Annotated in this window: 24 protein-coding genes, 1 tRNA gene and 1 pseudogene; 10 read left to right on the forward strand and 16 right to left on the reverse strand. The window is 67.0% G+C overall.

The genetic code is table 11. The annotated features are described in order from the left end of the window. Nucleotides 1-138: 138 nt before the first annotated feature. The 3 genes from E2E30_RS18490 to E2E30_RS18500 all read right to left on the reverse strand — a co-directional run bounded on the left by E2E30_RS18490 (nt 139) and on the right by E2E30_RS18500 (nt 1,787). Nucleotides 139-1,359: an alginate export family protein gene (locus tag E2E30_RS18490; protein WP_133191816.1), complete on the reverse strand. Its 1,221-nt coding sequence runs from the start codon at nt 1,357-1,359 to the stop codon at nt 139-141. After that, nucleotides 1,359-1,541: a hypothetical protein gene (locus tag E2E30_RS18495; protein ID WP_206365612.1), complete on the reverse strand. Its 183-nt coding sequence runs from the start codon at nt 1,539-1,541 to the stop codon at nt 1,359-1,361. The genes E2E30_RS18490 and E2E30_RS18495 overlap by 1 nt, the downstream gene beginning before the upstream one ends. 171 nt (nt 1,542-1,712) lie before the next feature. Continuing rightward, nucleotides 1,713-1,787 (reverse strand) — tRNA-Glu (locus E2E30_RS18500). 159 nt (nt 1,788-1,946) lie between these two features. On the opposite strand from E2E30_RS18500, the gene E2E30_RS18505 reads away from it, so the two are divergent. Next, the gene (locus E2E30_RS18505; RefSeq protein WP_010407531.1) at nt 1,947-2,093 is read left to right on the forward strand and encodes a lmo0937 family membrane protein; all 147 of its coding nucleotides are present in this window, start codon (nt 1,947-1,949) and stop codon (nt 2,091-2,093) included. A 21-nt stretch (nt 2,094-2,114) separates the two neighbouring features. Here the strand turns inward: E2E30_RS18505 and E2E30_RS18510 are convergent, their stop codons facing one another. Continuing rightward, entirely contained in the window at nt 2,115-3,701 is a 1,587-nt protein-coding gene (locus E2E30_RS18510; protein WP_133191818.1) for a class II 3-deoxy-7-phosphoheptulonate synthase, read from the reverse strand. A 156-nt stretch (nt 3,702-3,857) separates the two neighbouring features. On the opposite strand from E2E30_RS18510, the gene E2E30_RS18515 reads away from it, so the two are divergent. Together E2E30_RS18515 and E2E30_RS18520 are read left to right on the forward strand one after the other, a co-directional pair. Continuing rightward, a complete protein-coding gene (locus tag E2E30_RS18515) occupies nt 3,858-5,126 on the forward strand; it encodes a hypothetical protein (RefSeq protein WP_206365613.1) in 1,269 nt (422 codons plus the stop codon). 238 nt (nt 5,127-5,364) lie between these two features. Beyond that, entirely contained in the window at nt 5,365-5,670 is a 306-nt protein-coding gene (locus E2E30_RS18520) for a hypothetical protein (protein ID WP_133191820.1), read from the forward strand. Nucleotides 5,671-5,712: 42 nt separating this feature from the next. Here E2E30_RS18520 and E2E30_RS18525 read toward each other — a convergent pair whose 3' ends face one another. Next, a complete protein-coding gene (locus tag E2E30_RS18525; protein ID WP_133191821.1) occupies nt 5,713-6,648 on the reverse strand; it encodes a D-2-hydroxyacid dehydrogenase in 936 nt (311 codons plus the stop codon). A 203-nt stretch (nt 6,649-6,851) separates the two neighbouring features. Next, nucleotides 6,852-8,279, reverse strand: a complete 1,428-nt coding sequence (gene cysS / locus E2E30_RS18530) for a cysteine--tRNA ligase (RefSeq protein ID WP_133191822.1) — start codon at nt 8,277-8,279, stop codon at nt 6,852-6,854. A gap of 153 nt (nt 8,280-8,432) precedes the next feature. Between cysS and rpsU the strand changes: the two genes are divergently transcribed. From rpsU to galU, 4 genes are all read left to right on the forward strand, one after another. Beyond that, complete coding sequence (rpsU, locus tag E2E30_RS18535; protein WP_010162663.1) at nt 8,433-8,639, forward strand: 30S ribosomal protein S21; 207 nt, start codon at nt 8,433-8,435, stop codon at nt 8,637-8,639. Between the two features lie 79 nt (nt 8,640-8,718). Then, nucleotides 8,719-9,306, forward strand: coding sequence for an FKBP-type peptidyl-prolyl cis-trans isomerase (locus E2E30_RS18540; RefSeq protein ID WP_133191823.1), 588 nt, complete (start codon nt 8,719-8,721; stop codon nt 9,304-9,306). 1 nt (nt 9,307) lies between these two features. After that, nucleotides 9,308-9,865, forward strand: coding sequence for an FKBP-type peptidyl-prolyl cis-trans isomerase (locus E2E30_RS18545; RefSeq protein ID WP_133191824.1), 558 nt, complete (start codon nt 9,308-9,310; stop codon nt 9,863-9,865). Between the two features lie 91 nt (nt 9,866-9,956). Then, nucleotides 9,957-10,826 (forward strand): UTP--glucose-1-phosphate uridylyltransferase GalU, encoded by an 870-nt coding sequence (galU, locus tag E2E30_RS18550; RefSeq protein WP_133191826.1) that lies wholly within the window; start codon nt 9,957-9,959, stop codon nt 10,824-10,826. Nucleotides 10,827-10,982: 156 nt separating this feature from the next. Here the strand turns inward: galU and E2E30_RS18555 are convergent, their stop codons facing one another. The 6 genes from E2E30_RS18555 to dut form a co-directional block, all read right to left on the reverse strand. Further along, nucleotides 10,983-11,723, reverse strand: a complete 741-nt coding sequence (locus E2E30_RS18555; protein WP_133191827.1) for a metallophosphoesterase family protein — start codon at nt 11,721-11,723, stop codon at nt 10,983-10,985. Between the two features lie 61 nt (nt 11,724-11,784). Next, the gene (gene wecC, locus E2E30_RS18560) at nt 11,785-13,086 is read right to left on the reverse strand and encodes a UDP-N-acetyl-D-mannosamine dehydrogenase (RefSeq protein ID WP_133191829.1); all 1,302 of its coding nucleotides are present in this window, start codon (nt 13,084-13,086) and stop codon (nt 11,785-11,787) included. A 76-nt stretch (nt 13,087-13,162) separates the two neighbouring features. Continuing rightward, nucleotides 13,163-14,302, reverse strand: coding sequence for a non-hydrolyzing UDP-N-acetylglucosamine 2-epimerase (gene wecB, locus E2E30_RS18565; RefSeq protein ID WP_133191830.1), 1,140 nt, complete (start codon nt 14,300-14,302; stop codon nt 13,163-13,165). A 34-nt stretch (nt 14,303-14,336) separates the two neighbouring features. Further along, nucleotides 14,337-15,086, reverse strand: a complete 750-nt coding sequence (locus E2E30_RS18570; RefSeq protein WP_133191831.1) for a HesA/MoeB/ThiF family protein — start codon at nt 15,084-15,086, stop codon at nt 14,337-14,339. Continuing rightward, the gene (locus E2E30_RS18575) at nt 15,083-15,466 is read right to left on the reverse strand and encodes a hypothetical protein (RefSeq protein WP_133191832.1); all 384 of its coding nucleotides are present in this window, start codon (nt 15,464-15,466) and stop codon (nt 15,083-15,085) included. Before E2E30_RS18575 ends, E2E30_RS18570 begins: the two co-directional genes overlap by 4 nt. Further along, entirely contained in the window at nt 15,463-15,921 is a 459-nt protein-coding gene (dut, locus tag E2E30_RS18580) for a dUTP diphosphatase (protein ID WP_133191833.1), read from the reverse strand. Before dut ends, E2E30_RS18575 begins: the two co-directional genes overlap by 4 nt. Before the next feature lie 108 nt (nt 15,922-16,029). On the opposite strand from dut, the gene E2E30_RS18585 reads away from it, so the two are divergent. Then, nucleotides 16,030-16,254, forward strand: coding sequence for a DUF3072 domain-containing protein (locus E2E30_RS18585; protein WP_133191834.1), 225 nt, complete (start codon nt 16,030-16,032; stop codon nt 16,252-16,254). A 152-nt stretch (nt 16,255-16,406) separates the two neighbouring features. Here the strand turns inward: E2E30_RS18585 and coaBC are convergent. The 4 genes and pseudogenes from coaBC to E2E30_RS18605 form a co-directional block, all read right to left on the reverse strand. Next, a pseudogene (gene coaBC, locus E2E30_RS18590) lies at nt 16,407-17,581 on the reverse strand (bifunctional phosphopantothenoylcysteine decarboxylase/phosphopantothenate--cysteine ligase CoaBC). Then, complete coding sequence (locus E2E30_RS18595) at nt 17,578-18,696, reverse strand: hypothetical protein (RefSeq protein WP_133191835.1); 1,119 nt, start codon at nt 18,694-18,696, stop codon at nt 17,578-17,580. The pseudogene coaBC and the gene E2E30_RS18595 overlap by 4 nt, the downstream one beginning before the upstream one ends. 37 nt (nt 18,697-18,733) lie before the next feature. Next, entirely contained in the window at nt 18,734-20,269 is a 1,536-nt protein-coding gene (gene ubiB / locus E2E30_RS18600; protein WP_133191836.1) for a 2-polyprenylphenol 6-hydroxylase, read from the reverse strand. A gap of 124 nt (nt 20,270-20,393) precedes the next feature. Next, nucleotides 20,394-21,137: a class I SAM-dependent methyltransferase gene (locus E2E30_RS18605; RefSeq protein WP_133191837.1), complete on the reverse strand. Its 744-nt coding sequence runs from the start codon at nt 21,135-21,137 to the stop codon at nt 20,394-20,396. 180 nt (nt 21,138-21,317) lie between these two features. Here E2E30_RS18605 and mutM point away from each other — a divergent pair, with 180 nt between their 5' ends. After that, nucleotides 21,318-22,127, forward strand: a complete 810-nt coding sequence (gene mutM / locus E2E30_RS18610; protein ID WP_133191839.1) for a bifunctional DNA-formamidopyrimidine glycosylase/DNA-(apurinic or apyrimidinic site) lyase — start codon at nt 21,318-21,320, stop codon at nt 22,125-22,127. Between the two features lie 91 nt (nt 22,128-22,218). Next, nucleotides 22,219-22,482 carry a 30S ribosomal protein S20 gene (rpsT, locus tag E2E30_RS18615; RefSeq protein ID WP_133191840.1) on the forward strand — a complete coding sequence of 88 codons (264 nt, stop codon included), beginning with the start codon at nt 22,219-22,221 and terminating at the stop codon, nt 22,480-22,482. The last annotated feature ends 487 nt before the right edge of the window (nt 22,483-22,969 follow it).

The raw sequence follows: 22,969 nt of genomic DNA on the forward strand, positions 1-22,969 counted from the left end.
CAGCGTGTCATCGCGCTCGACGCGGCCCGAGCGTGGGGTTGTCGTTTCCATCGGGCGCCGCACCGAAGATCGTGATGCGATACCGCGCGGCGGCCCGCCCTTCGGTTACCGATCACGATCAAATGCGCAGTCGTCGTCTCAATATACCCAGTTGAGCGAAAGCCAGAATTTCTTGGTGTCGGTCGCGAAGCGGTCGCCGCGGTAATCGGCATATTTGACGAGCGCGGTGTACCGGCCCTGCTTGACGCTGACCTGCGCATCGACCTCGTTGCCGTAATGCTGGCCGAGCCGATCGCTGTCGAAGCGGTGATAGGCCGCGCTCAGCGCGATCGCGTCGAGCCCGGCTACTTTCTTCCAGCCATAGCTGACCGACCCATAGGCATCGCGCAGGCCGTTGGGCGGCGTGACGAGGAACTTGTCGGCCCAGCCGTTGAACTTGTGGAGCGCGGCGAGCGGCGTCTGGAAGCTGGTGACCGCCACGCCCTGGTCCGCGCCGAGCACTTCATAGCCCCCCGTCAGCGTCAGCGCGGTGACCGCGACGCCGACCTCGCCGGCATAATAGTCGGCGTGATAGCGGTTGGGATTGCGGTGATAGTCGCTCTGCGAGGCGAAGCTCGCCAGGTAGGTGAGCGTCACCGTCTTGCTCAGCGGATAGGCGCCGGCGAAGCGTCCGCCATAGGTCTGGCTCGATTCGACGAACACCGGCGCCTGGTCCTGGTCGACCAGATAGGCAAAGCCGGTCAGCGTACCGAGGCGGGTCTTGTAGCCCAGATTGGCGAAGACGTTGTCGCCGCCGATATGCCCCAGCCGCGTCGGTCCGAAGCGGTTGCCGCCGTCGATCCCGTAGATCGTGTTGACGGTGTTGGCATAGGTCAGATCGGCCTTGAGGTTCTTGATCCCCGACCATTCGACGCGAACCGCATCGTAGGTCTGCTCGTTCTGGCGCCACGCCGCCGCGCCGACGAAGCGCTGGTCGTCGAGATTGATCACTTGCCGCCCGACGGTGACGACCGTGTGCTGCAGCCCACGATATTGCAGCTGGAGCCGGTTGAGTTCGATCGTCTGCGGGTCGCTGACCTGGGGAAAGGCGGTCTTGCCGTTGAGCCCGCTATTGTAGCTCGGGTCGATCGCGAGATTGGCTTCGGATTCGGCGAGGAGACTGAAGTCGCTGAGCTTCGCCTCGAAGCCGCTGCGCAGGCGGAGCGTGACGGCATTGGCATCCTTGGTCAGCGGTGCTTGTTCGATATGTTCGTAGCGCAGCTGCGCGTCGATCAGGGGCGTGAAGACGAGGGGGTCTGCAAGAGCCGGGGTCGCCACCAGCCCTCCCAGCGAAAGAAGGGATACCGAGATCGCGCGCATCAAATTCGTGCTCCGTTGGCGGCCGTCCACGTGCCGCGCCAGTGGGTCTTGATGGCAAGGATGCCGACCAAGGCCGGGACCGCTAGCGCGGCAAAGATCAGGAAGCCAGGCGAGGCGCGGCCGGTCCATCGCTTGGCGAAGCCGCCGATCCCGCCGCCGAAGCCGCCAAAGCCGGTCATCACGCCGATCTCGCTGCGGAAGCGCTACGGTTCGAGCCTCGCAATCCCCCATGCCGATGCGGCGCCAAGCTATACGGTTTCGACGACAGGCAATTTGCCGAACACGTAGCGCTGAGCCGTAACGAGCTGAAAAGGGCGAAGAGAATGTGGCGTGGCTGGCACGCTATACGGCGCTGGTGACCCCTACGAGAATCGAACTCGTGCTTACGCCGTGAGAGGGCGTCGTCCTAACCGCTAGACGAAGGGGCCGCTTGCGCGAGACGGCGCAATACGCATCGGCGCACGCGGCGTCAAGACGGTGCGGTCGAGCCGGGGCAATTCACCGATGAAGCGGAACTTGCCGCGCGGACGGACGTTTTCGTTTCAGATGCGGTTTGAATTTCCGGCTGCAAATAAAGGGGTTCTCCGATGCTTTGGACTATCGTCGTCGTTCTGCTCGTTCTCTGGGCACTCGGGTTTGCCGTGCATATCGGCGGTGGCTTGATCCATCTGCTGCTCGTCATCGCGCTGATCGTCGTCGTCGTCCGCTTGCTGCAGGGCCGCAGCGCGCTTTGATCCCCGGCGGCGCGGGGCGGCTCAGGCCGCCGCGCGCCGCCGTTCGGCCATTTCCTCGTTGAGCATTTCGGCCAGCAGGAAAGCGAGCTCGAGCGACTGACCGGCATTCAGCCGTGGGTCGCAATGCGTATGATAGCGGTCCGCCAAGGACTGCTCGGTGACGTCGACCGCACCGCCGGTGCACTCCGTCACATTCTGCCCCGTCATCTCGGCATGGATGCCGCCCGCGATCGAGCCTTCGGCGCGGTGTACCGCGAAGAAGCCGCGCACCTCGGCCAGGATCCGGTCGAACGGCCGCGTCTTGTAACCCGTCGCGGCCTTGACGGTGTTGCCGTGCATCGGGTCGCAGCTCCACACCACCGGATGCCCCTCGCGCAACACAGCGCGCACCAGCTTGGGCAGGCCGGCTTCAATCTTGTCGTGGCCATAGCGCGTGATCAGCGTCATCCGGCCGGGGACGCGGTTGGGGTTGAGCGTGTCGAGCAGCCGCAGCAGTGCGTCGGGCTCGAGGCTCGGGCCGCACTTCATCCCGATCGGATTGCCGATGCCGCGCAGATACTCGACATGCGCCGAACCCTCGAAGCGCGTGCGGTCGCCGATCCACAGGAAGTGCGCCGACGTGTCGTACCAGTCGCCCGTCAGCGAATCCTGCCGCGTCAGCGCCTGTTCGTAGCGCAGCAGCAGCGCCTCGTGGCTCGTGTAGAATTGCGTCTGCGCGAGCTGCGGCACCGTTTCGGGGCTGATCCCGCACGCTTCCATGAAGTCGAGCGCCTCGCCGATCCGGTCGGCGACATGGCTGTATTTCTCGGCCCACGGGCTGCGGCCCATATAATCGTGCGTCCAGCGGTGGACCTGGTGGAGATTCGCGTACCCGCCCGTTGCGAACGCGCGAAGCAGGTTGAGCGTCGCGGCCGATTGCGAATACGCGCGGATCATCCGCTGCGGGTCGTTCTGCCGGCTCTCGGGGGTGAAGGCGATGTCGTTGACGATGTCGCCGCGATAGGATGGCAGCGTCACGTCGCCGATCGTCTCGGTATCGGCCGAGCGCGGCTTGGCGAACTGGCCCGCCATGCGCCCGAGCTTCACCGTCGGCAGCTTCGAGGCGAAGGTGAGCACCACCGCCATCTGCAGGATCACGCGGAAGGTGTCGCGGATATTGTTCGCGCTATGCTCGGCGAACGATTCGGCGCAGTCGCCGCCTTGCAGCAGGAACGCCTTGCCCTCGGCGACACGGCCGAGATCGGCGGTAAGGTTGCGCGCCTCGCCTGCGAAGACGAGCGGCGGGAAGGAGGCGAGCTGGTCGGTCGCGGCGTCGAGCGCGGCAGCGTCGGGATAGGTCGGCATCTGCCGCGCGTCGGCGCGCGTCCAGCTATCGGGGGCCCAGCTGCTCATGTCATTCTCCGTGCGAATCTGTACGTACCAATCGGCGTGGCTGGCGATGGCGTTGGCGGCGATCTGATTGACGACCGGGCCGCTGGCGCGCTTGCCATCCTCTTCCCAGCCCTGGACGGTCGAGCCCGGCGCGCCGTACCACGCCCCGAACGCGGCGCGGGTAAGGCTGCGTTCTTCGCGGAAGCGTTTGATCTTGAGGCCGGCCATCGTCGTCATGGCCAACGCATTACCCAGCAAGGGTAACTGGGGCAAGCATGATTTTCCCTGTTGGGGTAAATCAGGCTAAGCAAGCGCGTTCGGCACTCCTGAAACCCCGCTGGATTTACGACCGATTTGGGACTATTGTTTCGACGCCGTTCAATGGGGGGTATTATGCGCCGTCTGATCGTGGTCGCAACCGCAGCAGCGGTGTTGACGGGAACTTCGGTCCTCGCCCAGCGCAAGCCCGCTCCGAAATCGCCCAGACCCGCATCGACCCAGACCGTCACCGGGCCCAAGGCGCGCTATGCAATGGATGTCGGGACGATGACGGGCCTTGGCGGGATGGGTGGCATGGCCGGCGGTGGCGGCCGACCCAACATCGGCGAGATGATGGCGGGAATGGGCGGGCGCCGCGGCGGCGACCAGCATGAACTCCGCTTGCGTCTCGGCTCGACGCTTGCCGCGACTGGCGCCGCGCAGGGCGACCATTATTTCCTCCCGCAAGCAGCGATGGGCGCGTCGGTCCCGCTGCTCGCACCCCAGCGCACCGGCGGGCGCGAGGATGTGCCCGAATCGTTCGAGCGACCCAAGGGGCGCTTGCTGATCTTCTGGGGATGCGGCGCGCATGCGCGGCCGGGCCAGCCGGTCGTGATCGATTTCGCGAAGCTCGCGGCGGGGCAGATGCCGCCCGATTTGTTCAGCGCGCGCGTTCCGGTCGATCGCGGGCCGACGCTCGCCAACAGCCGCAGCTATGCCGAATGGCCCAACCCGCGCTCGGGCCGGCAGCCGCAGGGCGGGTCGCTGCTCGGCGATCACCGCGTCCAATCGACCTTTGCGCCGTCGATCAATTTCAACCTCCAGCAGGACTATCTGCAGGGGCTCCACGTCCGCACCGGGGGCGGCCCCGATGGGGCGGTCCAGCTGTCATGGAACGGGGTGCCGATGGCGACGGGCTATTACGCCTGGCTGATGGGGGCGAAGGACGCCGGGCGGCGCGGCAACAGCGATACCGGCGACATCGTCTGGTGGTCGTCCTCGACCAGCCGCGAATTCGGTGGTGCGCTGTGGGACTGGATCAGCCCGGCGACAGCGCAGCGACTCGTCTCAGATGGTACGTTGCTCGCACCGACGCAGACCAATTGCGTCGTGCCCGCCGAAGTGAAGCAGGCGGCGGGCGAGATGATGTTCGGGACGCTGATCGGCTACGGTCCCGAATCGACCTTCGTCTATCCCGAGCGGCCCGCGACGGGACCGTGGAACCAGGAATGGAGCGCGCGCGTGCGCTTCCGCACCTCGGCGACCTTCTTCCCCGGCATGCCCGAAATGGACGACGAATCGGGCGGTGAGCGCTCGAACGGCGACCGATCGAGCAGCGAACGCCCGCGGAAACGCTGCAAGCCAAGCCTGCTCGGTGCGGTCACCGGGCTTGGCGGCTGTTGAGACGCGCCGTGTGAGGTTGCGCGTCGAGATTCTCGACGTGCCGACGCTCGGTGCCGAAGACTCTGGCGAACCCTAAAACGTTGCTTGGTGTATTCGAACGCCCCGTCAGCAATGGCGGGGCGTTCGTCGTTTTGGCGATCGGCGACGTTAACCTTGGCTGCATCCTGCGTTCAGCCTCGGCGCATCGCGCGATTGCTAGACGATGGCGATCGGCCTCTTGCCGACGAGGAGTTCGCGCATGTTTCGTAAATTGATCCTTCCGGCGTCGCTCGGCCTGACGGCCCTGCTGGCGATCATCCCCGGCGCGGCTTCGGCACAGCGCTATGATGGCTGGAACAGCCAGTTGCAGTATCAGGACGGCTACCACGACCGCGGCGACCGCCGGTATGACGATCGCGGCTATCGCGGCGGGGGCTATGCCCGTCAGCGCTGGATCGAGCATCGTCGCTGGCAGGAGCAGGCCCGCCGCCGCCACTGGCAGCGCGAGCGCTTCGAACATGGCGGCTGGGGCCGCGGTCGCGATTGGCGCAACGACGGCTATTGATCGCCAGGACGGCGCCCGAATGGATCGGGCGCCGTTGTCGCCTCAATAACCGGCGTCGAGATCGACCACGTTTTCCATCGGCCTACCCGCCAGGAACGCATCGAGGTTGCGCAGGAAGAGCGCAGCCGCCCGCTGGAACATCTTGGTCTGGCTGCGGCCCGACAGATGCATCGAATGAATCGTGTTGGGCGCCGACCACAGCGGATGGTCGGCGGGCAACGGCTCGGGCGTGACGGTGTCGAGATAGGCGCCGGCGATCGTCTTTGCGGTGAGCGCGACGATCAGCGCGTCCTGGTCGATCATGTCGCCGCGCGCGATGTTGATCAGCCAGGCGCTGGGCTTCATCGCGGCGAGCTCTTCGGCGCCGATCATCGCCTTGGTCGTGTCGGTCGAGGGGGCGGCGAGAATCACCCAGTCATAATCGCCGAGCCGGGCCTTCCACGCATCGGGGGTCAGCGTGCCGTCGCGCCCCGAACGCGTGACGCCAGTCACTGCGACGCCGAACGCGCGCAGCCGCTCGGCGACGAGCGTGCCGATCGCGCCATAGCCGACGATCAGCGCGCGGCTTTCGAACAATTCGATCCGGCCGGGCGCCGAATCGGGCCATTCGTGGCGGTCGGCGATCCGTACCACCTGGTCGAAGCGCTTCGCCGCGGCGAGGATGCCGAGCACGGTGTATTCGGCGACCGCGATCGCGTTGATCCCGGTGCCGTTGGTGACGATCGTCCCGCGCCGCGCCAATGCAGGCAGATCGAGCGAATCGAGCCCGGCGATCGCGGTGAACAGCCATTTGAGCGCGGTGCCAGCGGCGACGGCTTCCTCGGTCAGCCCGTGCGGATAGAGGTCGACCCAGCCGATATCGGCATCGGCCATCGCCGCGGTCGCCTCTTCGCGCGTCATGACCCAGCTGATGTCGAGCCCGGCGGGAAGCTTGGGCTCGAGCAGCGCGCGGGCGAGGGCGGGGAGGACGACTTTCATGGCGAGGCTCCAAATAGGCGCGGTGAGCAAGTACCGTCGCCCTCGATAGCGCAAGAGCGTAGCGCGCACGGGCGAGAAGGGAAGCGGTGCGCTCCGCTTGCGGATCGTTTCGTCGTCGCCCCGGCGAAGGCCGGGGCCGCCCCGTTGGTCGAACCGACGCGCGCGAATACGAAGCGGCCCCGGCCTGCGCCGGGGCGACGGGTTCAGAGCGCGAGTTTCCAGTCCCAGCCGAGCGGATCGCCGTCCATCACTTCGACGCCCGCTGCGGCGAGCGCGTCGCGAATCGCATCCGATGCCGCGAAATCCTTTGCCGCACGCGCATCCTTGCGTGCCGCGAGCTGCGCATCGATCGCGGCTTCGTCGAGCGTCGCATCGATCGGGCAGAGCCGCAGCGCCGCACGCTTGAGCGTGACGAGCTCGAGCCCGAGCACCGCATCGAAATCCTCGAGCGCACGCAGTCGCGTCGCGGGCGACAGCCGCTTGTCGGCGAGCATCTCGTCGAGCGCGATCAGGGCACGCGGGGTGTTGAGGTCGTCGCTCACCGCGGCGTCGAGCTGCGCGAGATACGGCTCGGGATCGCCCTTGAGCACGTAATCATCGCGCGCGCGCAAGGCGTCGCGCGCGATCACCAGCCGCTTGAGCCGCGTGAAGGCGGCGGCGAGGTTCTCCCAGGTGAATTCCAATTCGCTGCGATACTGCGCCTGGAGGCACATCAGGCGATAGGCGAGCGGATGGACGCCGGAGTCGACCAGCGTCTGCAGGCGGAGGAAGTCGCCGGTCGACTTCGACATCTTGGCGCCGCGGTCCACCAGGAAATTGTTGTGCATCCAGATCCGTGCGCCGCTGTCGTCGCAGCCGCAGAAGGACTGGTTCTGCGCGATCTCGTTGGGATGGTGGATCTCGCGGTGGTCGATTCCCCCGGTGTGGATGTCGAAGGGATGGCCGAGATGCTGGCGGCTCATCACCGAACATTCGAGATGCCAGCCCGGCGCGCCCGGCCCCCACGGCGACTCCCATTCCATCTGGCGCTGCTCGCCGGGCGGCGAGCGCCGCCAGATCGCGAAGTCCTGTGGATGGCGCTTGCCCGAGACGGGGTCGATCCGGCTTTCGCCCTCGTCCGAAACCGCACGCGCCAGGCTGCCATAGTTCGGCACGCGCGTCGTATCGAAATAGAGCCCGCCTTCGATCAGGTAGCAGTCCTTTTCGATCGCTTGCGCGAAGGCGATCATCTGCGGGATGTGCTCGGTCGCGACGGTCCATTCGGCGGGCGGATCGATGTTGAGCCGCGCGACGTCGGCCTTGAACGCCTGCGTATAGTGCGCCGCGATCTCCCAGATCGACTTGGCCTCGGCCGCAGCGGCCTTCTCCATCTTGTCGTCGCCGGCATCGGCGTCCGAGGTCAGATGGCCGACGTCGGTGATGTTGATGACATGCTTGGTCGGATACCCCTTCCAGCGCAACACGCGCCCGAGCGTGTCGGCGAACAGGAAGGCGCGCATGTTGCCGATATGCTGATAATTGTAGACCGTCGGCCCGCAGGTGTAGACCCGCACCAGCGCCGGATCGATCGGGACGAACGGCGTCAGGCTGCGCGTGAGGCTGTTGTAGAGCGTGAGCGGGGTTGCGGTCATCCCGCTCGCTTACAGACCGGGCGAGCCCAAAGTCACGTAAAAGGTGACGGATCGCTTGAAAGTTGGGCACCTCCCGTGTAGGGCGCCTGCCTTGCGACGCGGGCCGTGGGTTTGCGGCGGCGCTTTTCTATCGATTCGGAGCTGTTCGGTTTTATGCAAATCATCGTACGCGACAACAATGTCGACCAGGCGCTGCGCGCGCTCAAGAAGAAGCTGCAGCGCGAGGGCGTCTATCGCGAGATGAAGCTGCGCCGGCATTACGAAAAGCCGAGCGAGAAGCGCGCCCGTGAGCGTGCCGCTGCGGTTCGTCGCGCACGCAAGCTCGAGCGCAAGCGCATGGAACGCGACGGCGCACGGTAAGACGTTAAAGCGGGCCGTCGTGCCCGCTTTGCCTGCCCCAAGTCCGTAAAGACCTCACGACCCCCGCCCGGGAGCCACCATGTCGATCACCGCTGTCCCGCTAAAGCCCGTGAAGCGGGGTATTTTGGTGTACCTGTGGATCGGCATCGCCGTGCTGGTGATCGCCGCGATCGCGCTGGCGTTCCAGACGCCGGTCGATCCGTCGACCAGCTTCCTGGCGCGCAACGCGCGTGCGGCGGGCGTCATGACCACGCCGTCTGGTCTGCAGTATCAGGTACTGACCCCGGGGACCGGCGCGTCGCCGACCGACGACGATGTCGCTTTGGTCAACTATGAAGGCCGCCTGCTCGACGGCACGGTATTCGACAAGTCGCAGCAGCCGACCCCGATGCCCGTCGCGGGCGTCGTGCCGGGCTTCAGCGAGGCGCTCAAGCTGATGCACAAGGGTGCGAAGTATCGCATCTGGCTCAAGCCGACCTTGGCCTATGGCGACAAATCGCCTCCCGGCATCCCGGCCAATTCGACGCTCGCCTTCGATGTCGAGATGCTCGAATTCATCCCGATGAGCACCTATCGCCAGATCCAGCAGCAGCAACAGATGATGCAGCAGCAGGGTGGGGCCGGTGGCATGCCGCCGGGTGCGGGCGGACCGCCGACCGGCCGCTGAGATGCGCAACCTCGCGATTGCCGGCGTGATCGGCGCGATTCTTGTCCCAGCGGCGCCACTGCACGCGGCGACCCACAAGGTGGTGGACCGTGCGGTCAAGGCGAAGCCCGCTGCGACGGCCGTGCCGCTGAACCCGGCTGAAGCCTTCCTCGCCAGCAACGGCAAGCAGCGGGGCGTCGTGACGACGCCGTCGGGCCTGCAATATCGCGTGCTCACCCCCGGCGTCGGCCCCGCCAAGCCAACCGATGCGGACGTCACGCTGGTCAATTATGTCGGCAAGCTGATCGACGGCAGGACCTTCGACCAGAGCGCGCGCCCGACGCCGATGCCCGTTTCGGGTGTCGTCCCGGGCTTTAGCGAAGCGTTGAAGCTGATGCCGAAGGGTGCGAAGTACCGCGTCTGGATCAAGCCGAGCCTCGGCTATGGCGACCGGGCGACCGGGCCGATCCCGGCTGGATCGGTACTGGCGTTCGATATCGAACTGCTCGATTTCGTCTCCGGCGCGCAATTCCAGCAGATGCAGCAACAGGCTGCCGCGCCAGCGCCCGCCGCGCCCTGAGCGCTCCGCAACGGACTGCGCGTCGTTGCTTTCCTTGGCGTCGGACGCGGCGTATCAAGCGTACCAAGTGCTTTGAATTCGAAAGACATCGATGCCGATTAAACCCCTGCGTAAGGCCGTTTTTCCCGTAGGCGGGCTTGGGACGCGCTTCCTGCCGGCGACCAAGGCGATGCCAAAGGAAATGCTGCCGATCGTCGATCGTCCGCTGATCCAATATGCGGTCGACGAAGCGCTCGAGGCGGGGATCGAGCAGATGATCTTCGTCACCGGGCGCGGCAAGTCCGCGATTGAGGACCATTTCGACATCGCCTATGAGCTCGAGGCGACGATGGCGGCGCGCGGCAAGTCGTTGGACGTGCTCGATCAGACGCGTCTCGCGCCGGGCGCGGTCGCTTATGTCCGCCAGCAGGAGCCGATGGGGCTTGGCCATGCGGTGTGGTGCGCGCGCGACATCGTCGGCGACGAGCCGTTCGCGGTGCTGCTTGCCGACGATTTCATGCTCGGCAAGCCAGGCTGCCTCAAGCAGATGGTCGATGCGTACATGCAGGTTGGTGGCAATCTGATCTGCGCGCAGGAAGTCCCCGAGGACCAGACGCACATGTACGGCGTCATCACCCCCGGCGTGCGCAATGGCGCGCTGACCGAGGTCAAGGGGCTGGTCGAGAAGCCCGCCAAGGGGACAGCGCCGTCGAACCTGTCGGTGATCGGCCGCTACATCCTCCAGCCCGAGGTGATGCGCGTGCTCGAAAATCAGGAGAAGGGCGCGGGCGGCGAGATCCAGCTGACCGATGCGATGGCGCGGATGATCGGCGACCAGCCGTTCCACGGGCTGACCTTCGACGGCAAGCGCTATGATTGCGGCGACAAGGCCGGGTACGTCACTGCCAATCTGTCGGTCGCGATCGGGCGCGAGGATATCGGCGAAACGGTACGCGCGTTCGCGGTGGATCTGCTGCGCTAGCGGCGATCCACGGCACCAACGCTTCGTCACCCCGGGTTCGTCCCGGGTCCACCGAGACGCACATGCTGTCTGCGGAGTATACGCTGCCCGGTGGGGGCCGGCACAAGGCCGGGGTGACGAAAGGGCCTAGCACTTCAGCTGAGCGATGGCCCGCTGTCAGCTCCCAGTCGCTAGATACCGTCGCCCAGTGCCCTCGATGCAAAGCGCCGTCAGCACGCCACTGGCATAGGCGCCGGTATCGATCCCGATCCGGTTGGCTCGCTCGTCGGGGCGCTCGCTGATCGTATGCCCGTGGACCACGAACAGTGGGTGCGCGACATGGCTTTCGAGGAAATCCTCGCGGATCCAGCGCAGGTCGCCGGTCCGCTGATGCTCGAGCGCGATGCCGGGGCGGATGCCGGCATGGACGAAGAGATAGTCGCCGAAGCGGAAGCTGTCGGCAAAACCGTCGATAAAGGCGAGGTCGCCGCGTGGGATCGCAGCGCGGATCACCGCGGCGGCGGCGGCGGGATCGAGCTCGGCGACGTCGCCTGCATCGACGCCGTAACTCTCGACGCATTCGGCGCCGCCGAACTTGAGCCAGTCGCGCAGCCGCTGCGGCTGCGCGCCAAGCGCGCGCACCAGCATTTCCTCGTGATTGCCCATCAGGAACACCGTGTGGAGCGTCGGGTCATCGAGCCCGCGCAGCCGCGCGACGACCCCTTGCGAATCGGGACCACGATCGACCACGTCGCCGAGCAGGACGAGGAATTCGCGCGCGCAGGGCCGGGCCTGGCGATCCGCCGCGATCTGTTCGAGCAGCGCGTCGAGCAAGTCGAGCCGGCCATGGACGTCGCCGATCGCATACGCGCGCGATTCGGGTGGTCCGCTGGGCGGGCGGGGGTCAGTCGTCAGCAATCGTTGGACCTTTCATCGCGACCCGACTCGCAGCAACCGCGCGGATCGGCGGTCACGCGCGTCAGCTCGCCAGTCGTAACGCTTCGCCGCGCGGAACGCTGCGCGGCTGATCGGGCCAGATGCCGCGCGTGTCATAGACGTGCTTGTCGGCGCGCTCGTCGAGCGGGACCGATTTGAAAACGTCGTGGTCGACCAGCACGATCATGATCCCGCACGTCTCGATCGCGCTGTCCACGTCGATCAGCGTCGTGCCGCTGCCATCGAAGCTCGGCGGGAGCGTGTCGGTATAGGGTTCGACGACACACAGCCGGTCGCCGAACCGCGCCGCCAGCGCGAGCGCGACCTTCAACGCCGGACTCTCGCGGAAATCGTCGATATTGGCCTTGAACGCGAGGCCGAGGCAGGCGACGCGCTCGCCGGGATTGGCCGCGACCATCGCCTCGGCGCGCTCGACGACATAATCGATCTTGGCGTCGTTGACTTCGCGCGCGGTGCGGATCAGCGGCGTGTTCGCGGGATCGGCATGGACCAGGAACCACGGGTCGACCGCGATGCAATGCCCGCCGACGCCGGGGCCGGGCGAGAGGATATTGACGCGCGGATGGCGGTTGGCGAGGCGGATTACCTCCCACACATCGACGTCCATCGTGTCGGCGACGCGGCTGAGTTCGTTGGCGAAGGCGATGTTGACGTCGCGGAACGCATTCTCGGTGAGCTTGGTCATTTCCGCGGCGCGGCTCGTCGTCGTGACGCACGCGCCGCGCACGAAGCGCCGGTAGAATTGGAGCGCCTTGCGCGCACAGCGCGGGGTGATGCCGCCGATCACGCGGTCATTGTCGATCAGCTCGACCAGGATTCGTCCGGGCAGCACGCGCTCGGGGCAATAGGCGATCGCAACGTCGGGGCTGTCGCCGTTGCTCCTGCCGGGCACCTTGAGATCGGGGCGCAGCTCGGCGAGCAGATCGCGCACCTTCTCGGTCGTACCGACCGGCGAGGTCGATTCGAGCACCACCACGTCGCCGGCCTTCAACACGCTCGCGATCGATTTCGCAGCGTCGAGCACATAGCCGATATCGGGCGCATGATCGGCGGCAAACGGCGTCGGCACCGCGATGACGAACACGTCGGCGGCTTCGATCTGCGTCGATGCGCGCAGCGTGCCGCGCGCGACGACGCCCGAGACGAGGCCGTCGAGATCGACCTCCTCGATATGCACCTTGCCCGAATTGACCGTCTCGACGACATGCGCCGACACATCGATGCCGAGCACGCTCGCGCCGGTCCGCGCAATCACCGCAGCGGTCGGCAAGCCGATATAGCCCAGACCAACGACAACGACCTTCAGGTCAGCGTGCGACATCATCGATCCTGCGCCTTTACTTGCTCACGTTCCGGCTCATGCGCGCGGAGCGTTGATATTTCGGAAACGCGGCGTGCGCTCACGGCGTCGCCACACCAAAGCCCTTGGCGACGATGCTGGCAATCCGTTCGCTCGCATGGCCGTCGCCGAACGGATTGTGCGCGCGTGCCATCGCGGCATAGGCGGCGGGATCGTCGAGCAGCGTGCTGACCTCGGCGACGATCCGCTCCGGATCGGTGCCGATCAGCTTGGCAGTGCCGGCGACGACGCCTTCGGGGCGTTCGGTCGTCTCGCGCATCACCAGCACGGGCTTGGCAAGCGCGGGGGCTTCCTCCTGCACCCCGCCCGAATCGGTCAGTGCGATATGGCACAAGCCGAGCGCGCGGATGAAGTGCGGGTAATCGAGCGGATCGATCCGCGCGATGTTGGGGCGGTCGCCCAGCACGCGGTTCATCGCCTCGACGACATTGGGGTTGGGATGCATCGGGAAGACGATCGCAACGTCACCGCGCTCCGCGATCTGCCCGAGCGCGTGCGCGATATTGTCCATCCCGCCGCCGAAATTCTCGCGCCGGTGCGTCGTGACGAGCACGATCTTCTTGCCCGCAAAGCGTGTCGCGATGTCATCGAGCCCGGCGGCGAGCGACGGGTCCGCCGCAAGCTTCGCGCGCGTCGCGTGAAGCGCGTCGATCACGGTGTTGCCGGTGACATGGATCATCGCCGGATCGATATTCTCGCGCAGCAGCGCGTCGGCGGCGGTCTGCGTCGGCGCGAAATGCTGGTCGGCGATCGGCGCGACGATGCGGCGGTTCACTTCCTCGGGCCAGGGCTGGTAGATGTCGCCCGAGCGCAGGCCCGCCTCGACATGGCTGACCGGCACCTTGCGGTAATAGGCCGCGAGCGCACCGACCATCGCGGTCGCGGTATCGCCCTGGACGATCACGCGGTCGGGCTTTTCGGCGTCCATCACGTCGCCCAGGCCGGTCAGCAACCGCGCGGTGAGGCGGTCGAGCGACTGGCCCGGCTCCATCAAATCGAGATCGACGTCGGGGGTGAGCCCGGCGATCGCCAGCACTTGGTCGAGCAGCCCGCGATGCTGCGCGGTGACGCAGGTGCGCACGTCGAGCCCGGGCACCGCCTTGAGCGCGGCGACCACCGGGAAGAGCTTGATCGCTTCGGGGCGGGTACCGAAGATGACGAGGATGCGCGCGCGTTTCATGAGACTGTCCTAGCGTGCCACCCTTAAGGTGCTGCTAACCGCAGCCCGGGCAGCCGGGATCCTTGGGCAAGGCGATCGTGCGAAAGCGGAAGGCGAGCGCATCGACGAGCAGCAGCTTGCCCGCCTTATCCTCGCCGAAGCCGACGATCGCGCGGAGCGCCTCGAGCGCGGCGAGGCTGCCCATGACGCCCGCCATCGCGCCGAGCACGCCTTGCTCGGAGCAACTGTCGCCCGCGCGGTCGCGCGCGTCGCCGACGAAGCAGCGGTAGCAGGGCTTGTCCGGCTCCCAGCCGCGATAGACGCCGAGCTGGCCCTCGAACTGCCCGACCGAGGCCGACACCAGCGGAATGCGCAGCGCGTGTGCCGCGTCGGACACCGCGAGCCGCGTCGCGAACGAATCGCTGCCGTCGAGCACGACCGAGACGCCGCCGAGCAGATCGCCGGCATTGGCGGGCGTCAGCCGTGCGGGGCGCGCGTCGATCGCGACGTGCGCGTTGATCGCGCGTGCCGCGGTCGCTGCGGCGGCGACTTTCGATGCGCCGATGTCACCTTCGCCGAACAGCGTCTGGCGCTGGAGGTTCGACAGATCGACCGTGTCGTCGTCGATCAGCACGAGCCGCCCGACACCCGCGGCGGCGAGATACTGGATCGCCGGGCTGCCGATCCCGCCCGCGCCGATCAGCGCGACGCTCGCTGCCTTGAGTGCAAGCTGTCCCGCCCCGCCGACCTCGCGCAGCACGATGTGGCGCGCATAGCGCTCGAGCTCGGCGTCGGAGAGCGTCATCCGCGCCAGTCGAACACGATGGTCGCGCGGTACCAATGATCGGTCGTCCCGGCGCGCAGCGCGAGGTTGCCGCGCGCGAACCCCGTCACGAGACCCGCGGCATATTGCTCGACCGTCGGGCAGTTGATCGCGTGCGGCACGGTGCGGCGGACGATCCCGTCCGCGCCGACCAGCGTCGCGACGTCGACCTTGACGACGTAATGCCCGTCGGCGGGCTTGGCCATCGGGCAGCGATTGGCGGTGATCTCGCTCGCGACGAAGCTCGTCAATTGCGGCGTGAGGCGTGGCGCGGCGACATAGGGCAGCGGCGCGAGCGTCGCCCAGTCGGCGGGGACCGCGGGAAGCTCCACGGCCTGCAGCAGCAGCATGAAAAGTATCATCGTCCGGTCGATCCAAAGCCCCCGGTTCCGCGCTCGGTATCGTCGAGCGTGGCGACTTCGTCGAGGATCGCGCGTTGAACCGGGGCCGGAACGAGCTGGGCAATCCGGTCGCCGCGCGCGATCTCGAACGGCGCCTGCCCGAGATTGGCGAGGATCACCTTCACTTCGCCGCGATAATCGCTGTCGATCGTGCCGGGGGTGTTGAGGCACGTGATGCCATGTTTCAGCGCGAGCCCCGAACGCGGGCGCACCTGCACCTCGAAGCCATGCGGGATCGCGATCGCAAACCCGGTCGCGACCGCGGCACGCGCGCCCGGCGCGAGCGTCAGCGCCTCGGCGGCGACGACGTCGAGCCCGGCGGCGCCATCGGTCGCATACGCGGGCAGGGGCAAGTCTTCGCCGTGCGGCAAGCGCTTGAGCGCAATCGTGATCGGCGGCGTGGCAGGCGTATGCATGCGGACGGCCTTAGCAAGTCTGGCAGTCGGTGTCGAAGCCTGCCGCGTGCAACGGAACCGCGCGGCGTCTCGGTGGTTCAGAACATACCAGAAACATGCGAGTATCCCATGGCCGACACCCCGCACAATCCGAAGCTCGACGAGCATCCGGGATCGAACACCGAGAAGAACCCCGACCAGTGGGTTTCGGGCGGTGACCCAATGACCGGCGCGCAGGAATCGTATCTTACGACGCTCAGTGAAGAAGCGCATGTCGAGCCGCCAAGCCCCGACCTGAGCAAGGCCGATGCGTCGAAGCGGATCGACGAATTGAAGGGCAAGCTCGACCTGTAAGGGTTTGGGGACCCCCCCCGGACAAACCGTCACCCCGGCCTTGTGCCGGGGTCCACCGTGCCGCGAACCTTGGCCGTTGTGGCGGTTGCGCGGTGGGCCCCGGCACAGGGCCGGGGTGACGGAAGGGGTGCGCCGCACCGCGAAGCGCCCCGTCAGTGCGTCAGGGCGGCCACGATCCGCTCGGCAAGCCGCTCGGCGACCTCGCCCTTGGGCAGCCGCTCCCAGCTTTCGACACCGTCGGCGGTGACGATATGCACCGTGTTCGCCGAACCGCCCATTACATCGCCCGACACGTCATTGGCGACGATCCAGTCGACTTGCTTTCGCACGCGCTTGGCGGTGGCGTGGTCGATCACATGTTCGGTCTCGGCCGCGAAGCCGATCAGGAGCCGCGGCCGCAGCGGGCTGCGCGCTAGCCCCGCAAGAATGTCGGGATTCTCGACGAGATGGAGCATCGGCGGACCGCCCGCGCCCTTCTTGATCTTCTGCCCCGCGCTATCGACGCGCCAGTCGGCGACCGCCGCGACGAGCACCGCCGCGTCGACCGGCAGTGCCGCCGCCACCGCCGCCTCCATCTCGAGCGCGGTTTCGACATCGACTCGCGTCACCCCGGCAGGCGTCGCGAGCGTCACCGGCCCCGCGATCAGCGTTACGCGCGCGCCCCGCGCGGCAAGCGCCGCAGCGATCGCGAAGCCCTGTTTTCCAGACGAGCGATTGGCGAGATAGCGCACCGGATCGATCGGCTCGTGCGTCGGGCCGGCGGTGACGAGGATATGCAGTCCGGCAAGCGCGCTCACCGGGCGAGTGCCACCTGGATTGCGGCGAAGATCGCCGCAGGTTCGGGCAACCGCCCCGGGCCGAATTCGCCGCACGCCATTGCACCCTCGTCGGGCTCGAGCACGGTGATCCCGTCACCGCGCAGCGTGGCGACGTTGCGGCGCGTCGCGGCGTGCTGCCACATCCGCACGTTCATCGCGGGCGCCGCGAGCACCGCCTTGTCGGTCGCGAGCAGCAGCGTGGTCGCAAGATCGTCGGCGATTCCCCCCGCCATCTTCGCCATCAAATCGGCGGTCGCAGGCGCCACGACGACCAGATCGGCCTCGCGGCTGAGCTGGATATGCCCCATCTCGGCCTCGTCCTTGAGATCCCACAGCGAGGTATAGACTTGGTTCTCGGACAAGGCCGCGAGCGTCATCGGCGTGACGAAATGCGCGCCGCCCGCGGTCAGCACGCATTTCACGCCGATCCCCGCCTTGCGGCACAGCCGGATCAGCTCGCACGCCTTGTACGCCGCGATCCCGCCGCCGACGATCAGCAGGATCTTCACCGCGTCACCCGCGTCACGATGATTTTCCGTCGCGGCTCGCGCGCAGCGGCGATCAGGTCGCGCAGGCCGTCGGGCGCGAAGGCCAGGCCGATCAGGAGTGTGGGGGCGATCATCAATCCCCAATAGAAGGTGTCGGTCCGCCCGAACAGCGCCAGCAGCAGCGCATAGGCAATGAACACGCCGAGCGCGCGCAGCGCGAGCGGACTGCGCCACGCCGACCAGCCGAACAGCGCCAACCCGACGAGCGGTGCGGCGATCCACAGCGGCGCAAGATCGAGCGCGGTCGAGATCTGCATCGTCTTCACGAAGAAGCCGAAGCCGAGCAGCCCGGCCCAGCCAGGCGAGGCGGGGTCGGTCTCGCGCACCACCATCGCCACGGCATGCGCGTGGAGCGCGACGACGATCGCGAGCACGCCGAGCGTCGCCGCCCAGCCGATCGCCTCGCGCCGCCGCCCCTCGGCGAGCGCGAACAGCACCATCACCCCGACATAGAGCGCGGCGGTCTCGCGGATCAGCATCGCGATCAGCCCGATCGCGACCGCCTCGATCCATTTGTCCTCGCGCCGTGCCGCGAGCGACAGCGCGATGAGAAGCCCGCCCCAGATCTCATGGAAGGCGACGAGATCGCTTTGCACGAACGCCATCAGCCCGCTGGCGAGCAGCGCGAGCGCGATCAGGCGCGGCGCGGGGCGATTGAACACCCCGCCGAGCCGCAGGTACCAGGCATAGGCGACGCCAGCGACGAGCGCGTAGAGCAACGCCATCGTCGCAAGGCGCGGCAGCGCGGCCTGGACGACCGCGAGCGTCGGCAAGCGGAAGGTCACGAACGGGCGCATCGGATAGTCGCCGGTGCGCAGCGCCTGCGCGGTGACGCTGTAATAATCGCCCCCGCCGCGGATGCCCTGGACGATCGTCTCGTACAGCATGACGTCGCGCTGGTCGTCGGCGCGCGACGCGGGCGTGTGGCTCACCGGCGGCGGCCCGGGGCTGGCGAGCGCGAGCAGCGTCGCGAGCAGCAGCAAGGCGAGCAAAGCCGCGGCGATCCGCGCGCGCGGTTGCGACAGCGCGGCATAGCGCGATGGCTCGGCCAGCCAGAAGGGCGGCCGTGGACTCACGCCAGCGCGTCGTGCCGCGGCGAGCGGAGGCGCCGCCTTACCCCCACAGCATCCACCCCAGACCCAGACTGGCACCCGCGCTCAGCACCGCGACGAGCGCATAGCGCCAGCCGCCGCCGATCCGCACGACCTCGATTTCGCGCAAGGGGGGCTCGGGCGGCGCGCCGGGCGGATTGGGGAAGCGCCGTTCGATGTTGCGGATCAGGTCGGGAAGTCGCGCGAGCGTGCGGAAATCCGCGACCAACCGGTCGGCGACCGCAGCCTCGGGGCCAAGCTCGGTGCGGATCCATTCGCGCACGAACGGTGACGCTGCGTCCCACAGATTGATCTCGGGATCGAGGCTCGTCGCGACGCCTTCGACCATCACCATCGTCTTCTGCAGCAGCAGCAGATGCGGCTGCGTCTGCATATCGAAGTCGCGCGTGATGTTGAACAGCCCGTCGAGCATCATCCCGATCGACATATCCTTGACCGACATGCCGCGCATCGGCTCGCCGACCGCACGCAGCGCCGTCGCAAACTCGGCGACACTGTGGTGCGGCGGGACATAGCCCGCCTCGAAATGGATTTCGGCGACGCGCTTATAATTGCCGGTGATCAGCCCGTAGAGGATCTCGGCGAGCCAGACGCGCGCGCGCCGGTCGATCCGCCCCATGATGCCGAAGTCGATCGCGGCGATCTTGTTGCCGGGCAGCGCGAACAGGTTGCCCTGGTGCATGTCGGCATGGAAGAACCCCTCGGCGATCGCCTGGCGCAGGAAGGCGTGGACGAGTGTGTTGGCGAGCAGCGGCAAGTCATAGCCCGCCGCGACCAGCGCGGGGCGGTTCGACAGCTTGATCCCGTCGATCCATTCGAGCGTCAGCACCTTGCCGGTGGTGCGCTGCCAATCGATCTTGGGCACCAGGAAATCGGGCTCGGCGGTCATCGCGTCGGCGAGTTCGGATGCCGAGGCGGCCTCGCGCCGCAAGTCGAGCTCGCGCGCGGTCCAGCGCTTGAAGGTTTCGATCACGAGGCGTGGGCGCAGCCGTGCGAGTTCGCCGCCATAGCCTTCGACTTGCGCCGCGGCCCATTGATATGTCTCGATCGCGCGCGCGAAATCGACTTCGACGCCGGGGCGCAGCACCTTGATCGCGACGGTGCGGCCATCGGTGGTGACGCCGCGGTGGACTTGCGCGATCGACGCGGCGCCGACGGGCACGGGATCGATCGAGGCGAACAGCTCGGCCGGATCGCGCCCGAAGGCGCGCGTCATCGCGGCGTGGATCGTCTCGTAGGGGACGGGCGGGAGCGCGTCCTGGAGCCGCATCAGATCGTTCGACGCTGCCTCCCCGACGATATCGGGGCGCGTCGCGAGCGTCTGGCCGAGCTTGATCGCGGCGGGGCCGATCGCCTGGAGCGCATCGGCATAGCGCGGCACCGCCGGCACGCGCGCGCCGATCCGCGCGATTCGCGCAAGGCGGCGGATCGGCAGCGGGGTGTTCTGATCGCGCTCGATGCCGCTCAGCGCGCCGTGGCGCGCGAGGATGCGGCCCCATTTGAGCAAGCGCCAGACGTGGGTTGCGGGGGCGGTCATATCGTAAGCCCCTCCCCTTCAGGGGAGGGGTTGGGGGTGGGGGACGCCTCGCAGAGCGCAGCACCTGTTACGGCCCCACCCCAACCCCTCCCCTGAAGGGGAGGGGCTTTTGTTTCGCGCCCCATCAAATCTTCCACCCGTGGTGGATCGCGACCAGCCCGCCTAGCATCGGCTCGACCCCCGTCTGCACGAAGCCCGCATCGCGGATCATCCCCTCGAAGGTCGGCATGTCGGGGAACCGCCGGATCGATTCGATCAGATAGCGATAGCTGTCCTCGTCCTGCGCGAGCAGCTTGCCGAGCTTTGGCACGAGCTTGTGCGAATAGGCGTCATAGACGTCGGCGAATCCCGGCCACAGCGTGGTCGAGAATTCGAGGCAGAAGAACCGCCCGCCACGCCGTAGCACGCGGTTCGCCTCGCGCAGCGCCATGGGGATGTCGGTCACGTTCCGGATGCCGAACGCGATCGTGTACGCGTCGAAGAAGCGGTCGGGGAAGACCAGCGTCTCGGCATTCGCCTCGGTCCACACCAGGCCGTCGATCCCGCGCTTGGCCGCGCGGTCGACGCCGACTTCGAGCATTTGCGGGTTGATGTCGGCAACGGTGACGCTCGCGCCCGATTCGGCGAGGCGGAAGGCGATGTCGCCGGTGCCGCCGGCCATGTCGAGGATCTGCTCGCCGTCGCGCGGCTTTACGCGGCGCACGAAGCGGTCCTTCCACACGCGGTGCATCCCGCCCGACATGGCATCGTTCATGATGTCATAGCTGCGTGCGACGCTCGAGAAGACGCCGCCGACGCGCGCGGTCTTTTCGGTGGCGGGGATGTCTTCGTAGCCGAAGGAGACGGTGCCAGAGTTTGGATCGTTCATGTCGCACGCTCTAGCCGAGCAAAGCGGCGGCGCAAACCGCTGCGTTGCAGCTCGGACAAATCGTCTCGCGTGAATCCAGCGACCCGCGGTCCAAGCGCGTCTTCGTCCCGACGAGCGCCTGATTGTTTCCGTCAGCGCGCCCGCTTGCGCTGCCGGCATGGAAGCGGGCAGGGACGGGGGATGCCAGAACTTCCCGAAGTCGAGACCACCGTGCGCGGGCTCCGGCCCGTGCTCGAGCGCCAGCGCATCACGCTGGTGCAAACCCGTCGCGGTGACCTGCGGCGGCCGTTTCCCGAAGATCTCGGGCAGCGGCTGACCGGCGCGACCGTGACGGGCTTGTCGCGCCGCGCGAAATACGGGCTGATCGAGACCGATCGCGGCGACACGATGATCTTCCACCTCGGCATGTCGGGGCGCTGGCGAGTCGATCCGTCCGAGCTGCTGCCGCACGATCATTTGATTCTCGAAACCGCGACTCAGCGCCTCGCGCTCAACGATCCGCGGCGCTTCGGCTCGGTCGATCTGCTCCCGACCGAATCGCTTGCCGATTTCCCCGCGTTCAAGGCGCTCGGCCCCGAACCGCTCGGCCCCGAACTGACCGTCCCCTACCTCCACGCCAAGCTCGCCGGGCGAATCGCCTCGATCAAGCTGATGCTGCTCGACCAGCGACTCGTTGCGGGACTCGGCAATATCTATGTGTGCGAAGCGCTGTTCGCCGCGCGTATCTCGCCCAAGCGCGCCGCCGGGACCGTCTCGCGCGCCAAGCTCGCGCGACTCGTGCCGGCGATTCGCGAGGTGCTGCTCGCGGCGATCGACGCAGGCGGCTCGTCGTTGCGCGATTACGCCCGCCCCGACGGCGAGCTCGGCTATTTCTCCAAGCAATTCGCAGTCTATGGCCGCGAGGGTGCGCCGTGCAGCTGCGGCGGCACCGTCGAGCGCTATGCCGAAGGCGGCCGCTCGACTTTCTGGTGCCCGAAATGCCAGAAATGATTGACCGACCCCCCCGTTCTGCGTAAGGCGCACGGCTTCCGGGGCCGGGAGCGATCTCCCGCCCTTTCTTATTTACAGATCAGAGGGCTTCATGGCGAACACGCCACAGGCGAAAAAGCGCATCCGTCGTAACGCCGCGCGGACCATCGTGAACGGCAACCGTACCGGCCGCATCCGCACCTTCGTCAAGAAGGCCGAGACTGCGCTCGAAGCGGGCGACAAGGCTGCTGCAACCGCCGCGATGGCGATGGTTCAGCCCGAGCTGATGCGCGGCGTCGCCAAGGGCGTGCTGCACAAGAACACCGCGAGCCGCAAGTTCTCGCGCCTGACCAAGCGTCTCACCGCGCTCGCTTAATCCCAATCGGGTTACGCAACGGCTGATCGCCCGCTGGACACAGGTCCGGCGGGCTTTTTGTCGTGGTTTACGCTTTTCGACGCGGCGATGGGTCTCGCAGTGTCGACTTAACCCCTATCAAGGAACGTTGCGCGAACGCTTTTGACCGTCCAAACGGCAAAGGCGCAGTTTACCGCGATTCGCAGAACCTTCATCAAAGTGTCACTGACGAAACGTCCTGATTTCATAGGCTTGTGAGATTTTCGACGCGAAACCTTCGCTCAATCCGAGTCAACCGGGTATATTTAGAAAATGTGACAGGTCGGGGCCTTGCTCGACTCGCTGTGATCTTCATAAATGGCCCTCCGCCGCGAGCGGTGTTTCTGGCTCGCGACCTACTTTGAATGGCAAGCGTCAGACGGATCGTGATTCCGCCTGGGGGGATGTTTGTCTGTCGTAATTTCAGCGGTGCGGGGTCTCCCGCAGCTCGCAATGCAAAGGTTTTGGC

It is taken from the genome of Sphingomonas sp. AAP5, from assembly GCF_004354345.1.
GTDB classification, from domain to species: Bacteria; Pseudomonadota; Alphaproteobacteria; order Sphingomonadales; family Sphingomonadaceae; genus Sphingomonas; species Sphingomonas glacialis.

What these genes read in the sequence shown, in the direction of transcription:
- E2E30_RS18510 (WP_133191818.1), bottom strand. Translation starts at nt 3,701, where the DNA reads ATGACGACGATGGCCGGCCTCAAGATCAAACGCTTCCGCGAAGAACGC.
- E2E30_RS18540 (WP_133191823.1), top strand. Translation starts at nt 8,719, where the DNA reads ATGTCGATCACCGCTGTCCCGCTAAAGCCCGTGAAGCGGGGTATTTTG.
- E2E30_RS18585 (WP_133191834.1), top strand. Translation starts at nt 16,030, where the DNA reads ATGGCCGACACCCCGCACAATCCGAAGCTCGACGAGCATCCGGGATCG.
- E2E30_RS18570 (WP_133191831.1), bottom strand. Translation starts at nt 15,086, where the DNA reads ATGACGCTCTCCGACGCCGAGCTCGAGCGCTATGCGCGCCACATCGTG.
- galU (WP_133191826.1), top strand. Translation starts at nt 9,957, where the DNA reads ATGCCGATTAAACCCCTGCGTAAGGCCGTTTTTCCCGTAGGCGGGCTT.
- wecC (WP_133191829.1), bottom strand. Translation starts at nt 13,086, where the DNA reads ATGATGTCGCACGCTGACCTGAAGGTCGTTGTCGTTGGTCTGGGCTAT.
- E2E30_RS18515 (WP_206365613.1), top strand. Translation starts at nt 3,858, where the DNA reads ATGCGCCGTCTGATCGTGGTCGCAACCGCAGCAGCGGTGTTGACGGGA.
- mutM (WP_133191839.1), top strand. Translation starts at nt 21,318, where the DNA reads ATGCCAGAACTTCCCGAAGTCGAGACCACCGTGCGCGGGCTCCGGCCC.
- dut (WP_133191833.1), bottom strand. Translation starts at nt 15,921, where the DNA reads ATGCATACGCCTGCCACGCCGCCGATCACGATTGCGCTCAAGCGCTTG.
- E2E30_RS18505 (WP_010407531.1), top strand. Translation starts at nt 1,947, where the DNA reads ATGCTTTGGACTATCGTCGTCGTTCTGCTCGTTCTCTGGGCACTCGGG.
- ubiB (WP_133191836.1), bottom strand. Translation starts at nt 20,269, where the DNA reads ATGACCGCCCCCGCAACCCACGTCTGGCGCTTGCTCAAATGGGGCCGC.
- wecB (WP_133191830.1), bottom strand. Translation starts at nt 14,302, where the DNA reads ATGAAACGCGCGCGCATCCTCGTCATCTTCGGTACCCGCCCCGAAGCG.
- E2E30_RS18525 (WP_133191821.1), bottom strand. Translation starts at nt 6,648, where the DNA reads ATGAAAGTCGTCCTCCCCGCCCTCGCCCGCGCGCTGCTCGAGCCCAAG.
- E2E30_RS18605 (WP_133191837.1), bottom strand. Translation starts at nt 21,137, where the DNA reads ATGAACGATCCAAACTCTGGCACCGTCTCCTTCGGCTACGAAGACATC.
- rpsU (WP_010162663.1), top strand. Translation starts at nt 8,433, where the DNA reads ATGCAAATCATCGTACGCGACAACAATGTCGACCAGGCGCTGCGCGCG.
- E2E30_RS18575 (WP_133191832.1), bottom strand. Translation starts at nt 15,466, where the DNA reads ATGATACTTTTCATGCTGCTGCTGCAGGCCGTGGAGCTTCCCGCGGTC.
- cysS (WP_133191822.1), bottom strand. Translation starts at nt 8,279, where the DNA reads ATGACCGCAACCCCGCTCACGCTCTACAACAGCCTCACGCGCAGCCTG.
- rpsT (WP_133191840.1), top strand. Translation starts at nt 22,219, where the DNA reads ATGGCGAACACGCCACAGGCGAAAAAGCGCATCCGTCGTAACGCCGCG.
- E2E30_RS18545 (WP_133191824.1), top strand. Translation starts at nt 9,308, where the DNA reads ATGCGCAACCTCGCGATTGCCGGCGTGATCGGCGCGATTCTTGTCCCA.
- E2E30_RS18490 (WP_133191816.1), bottom strand. Translation starts at nt 1,359, where the DNA reads ATGCGCGCGATCTCGGTATCCCTTCTTTCGCTGGGAGGGCTGGTGGCG.
- E2E30_RS18520 (WP_133191820.1), top strand. Translation starts at nt 5,365, where the DNA reads ATGTTTCGTAAATTGATCCTTCCGGCGTCGCTCGGCCTGACGGCCCTG.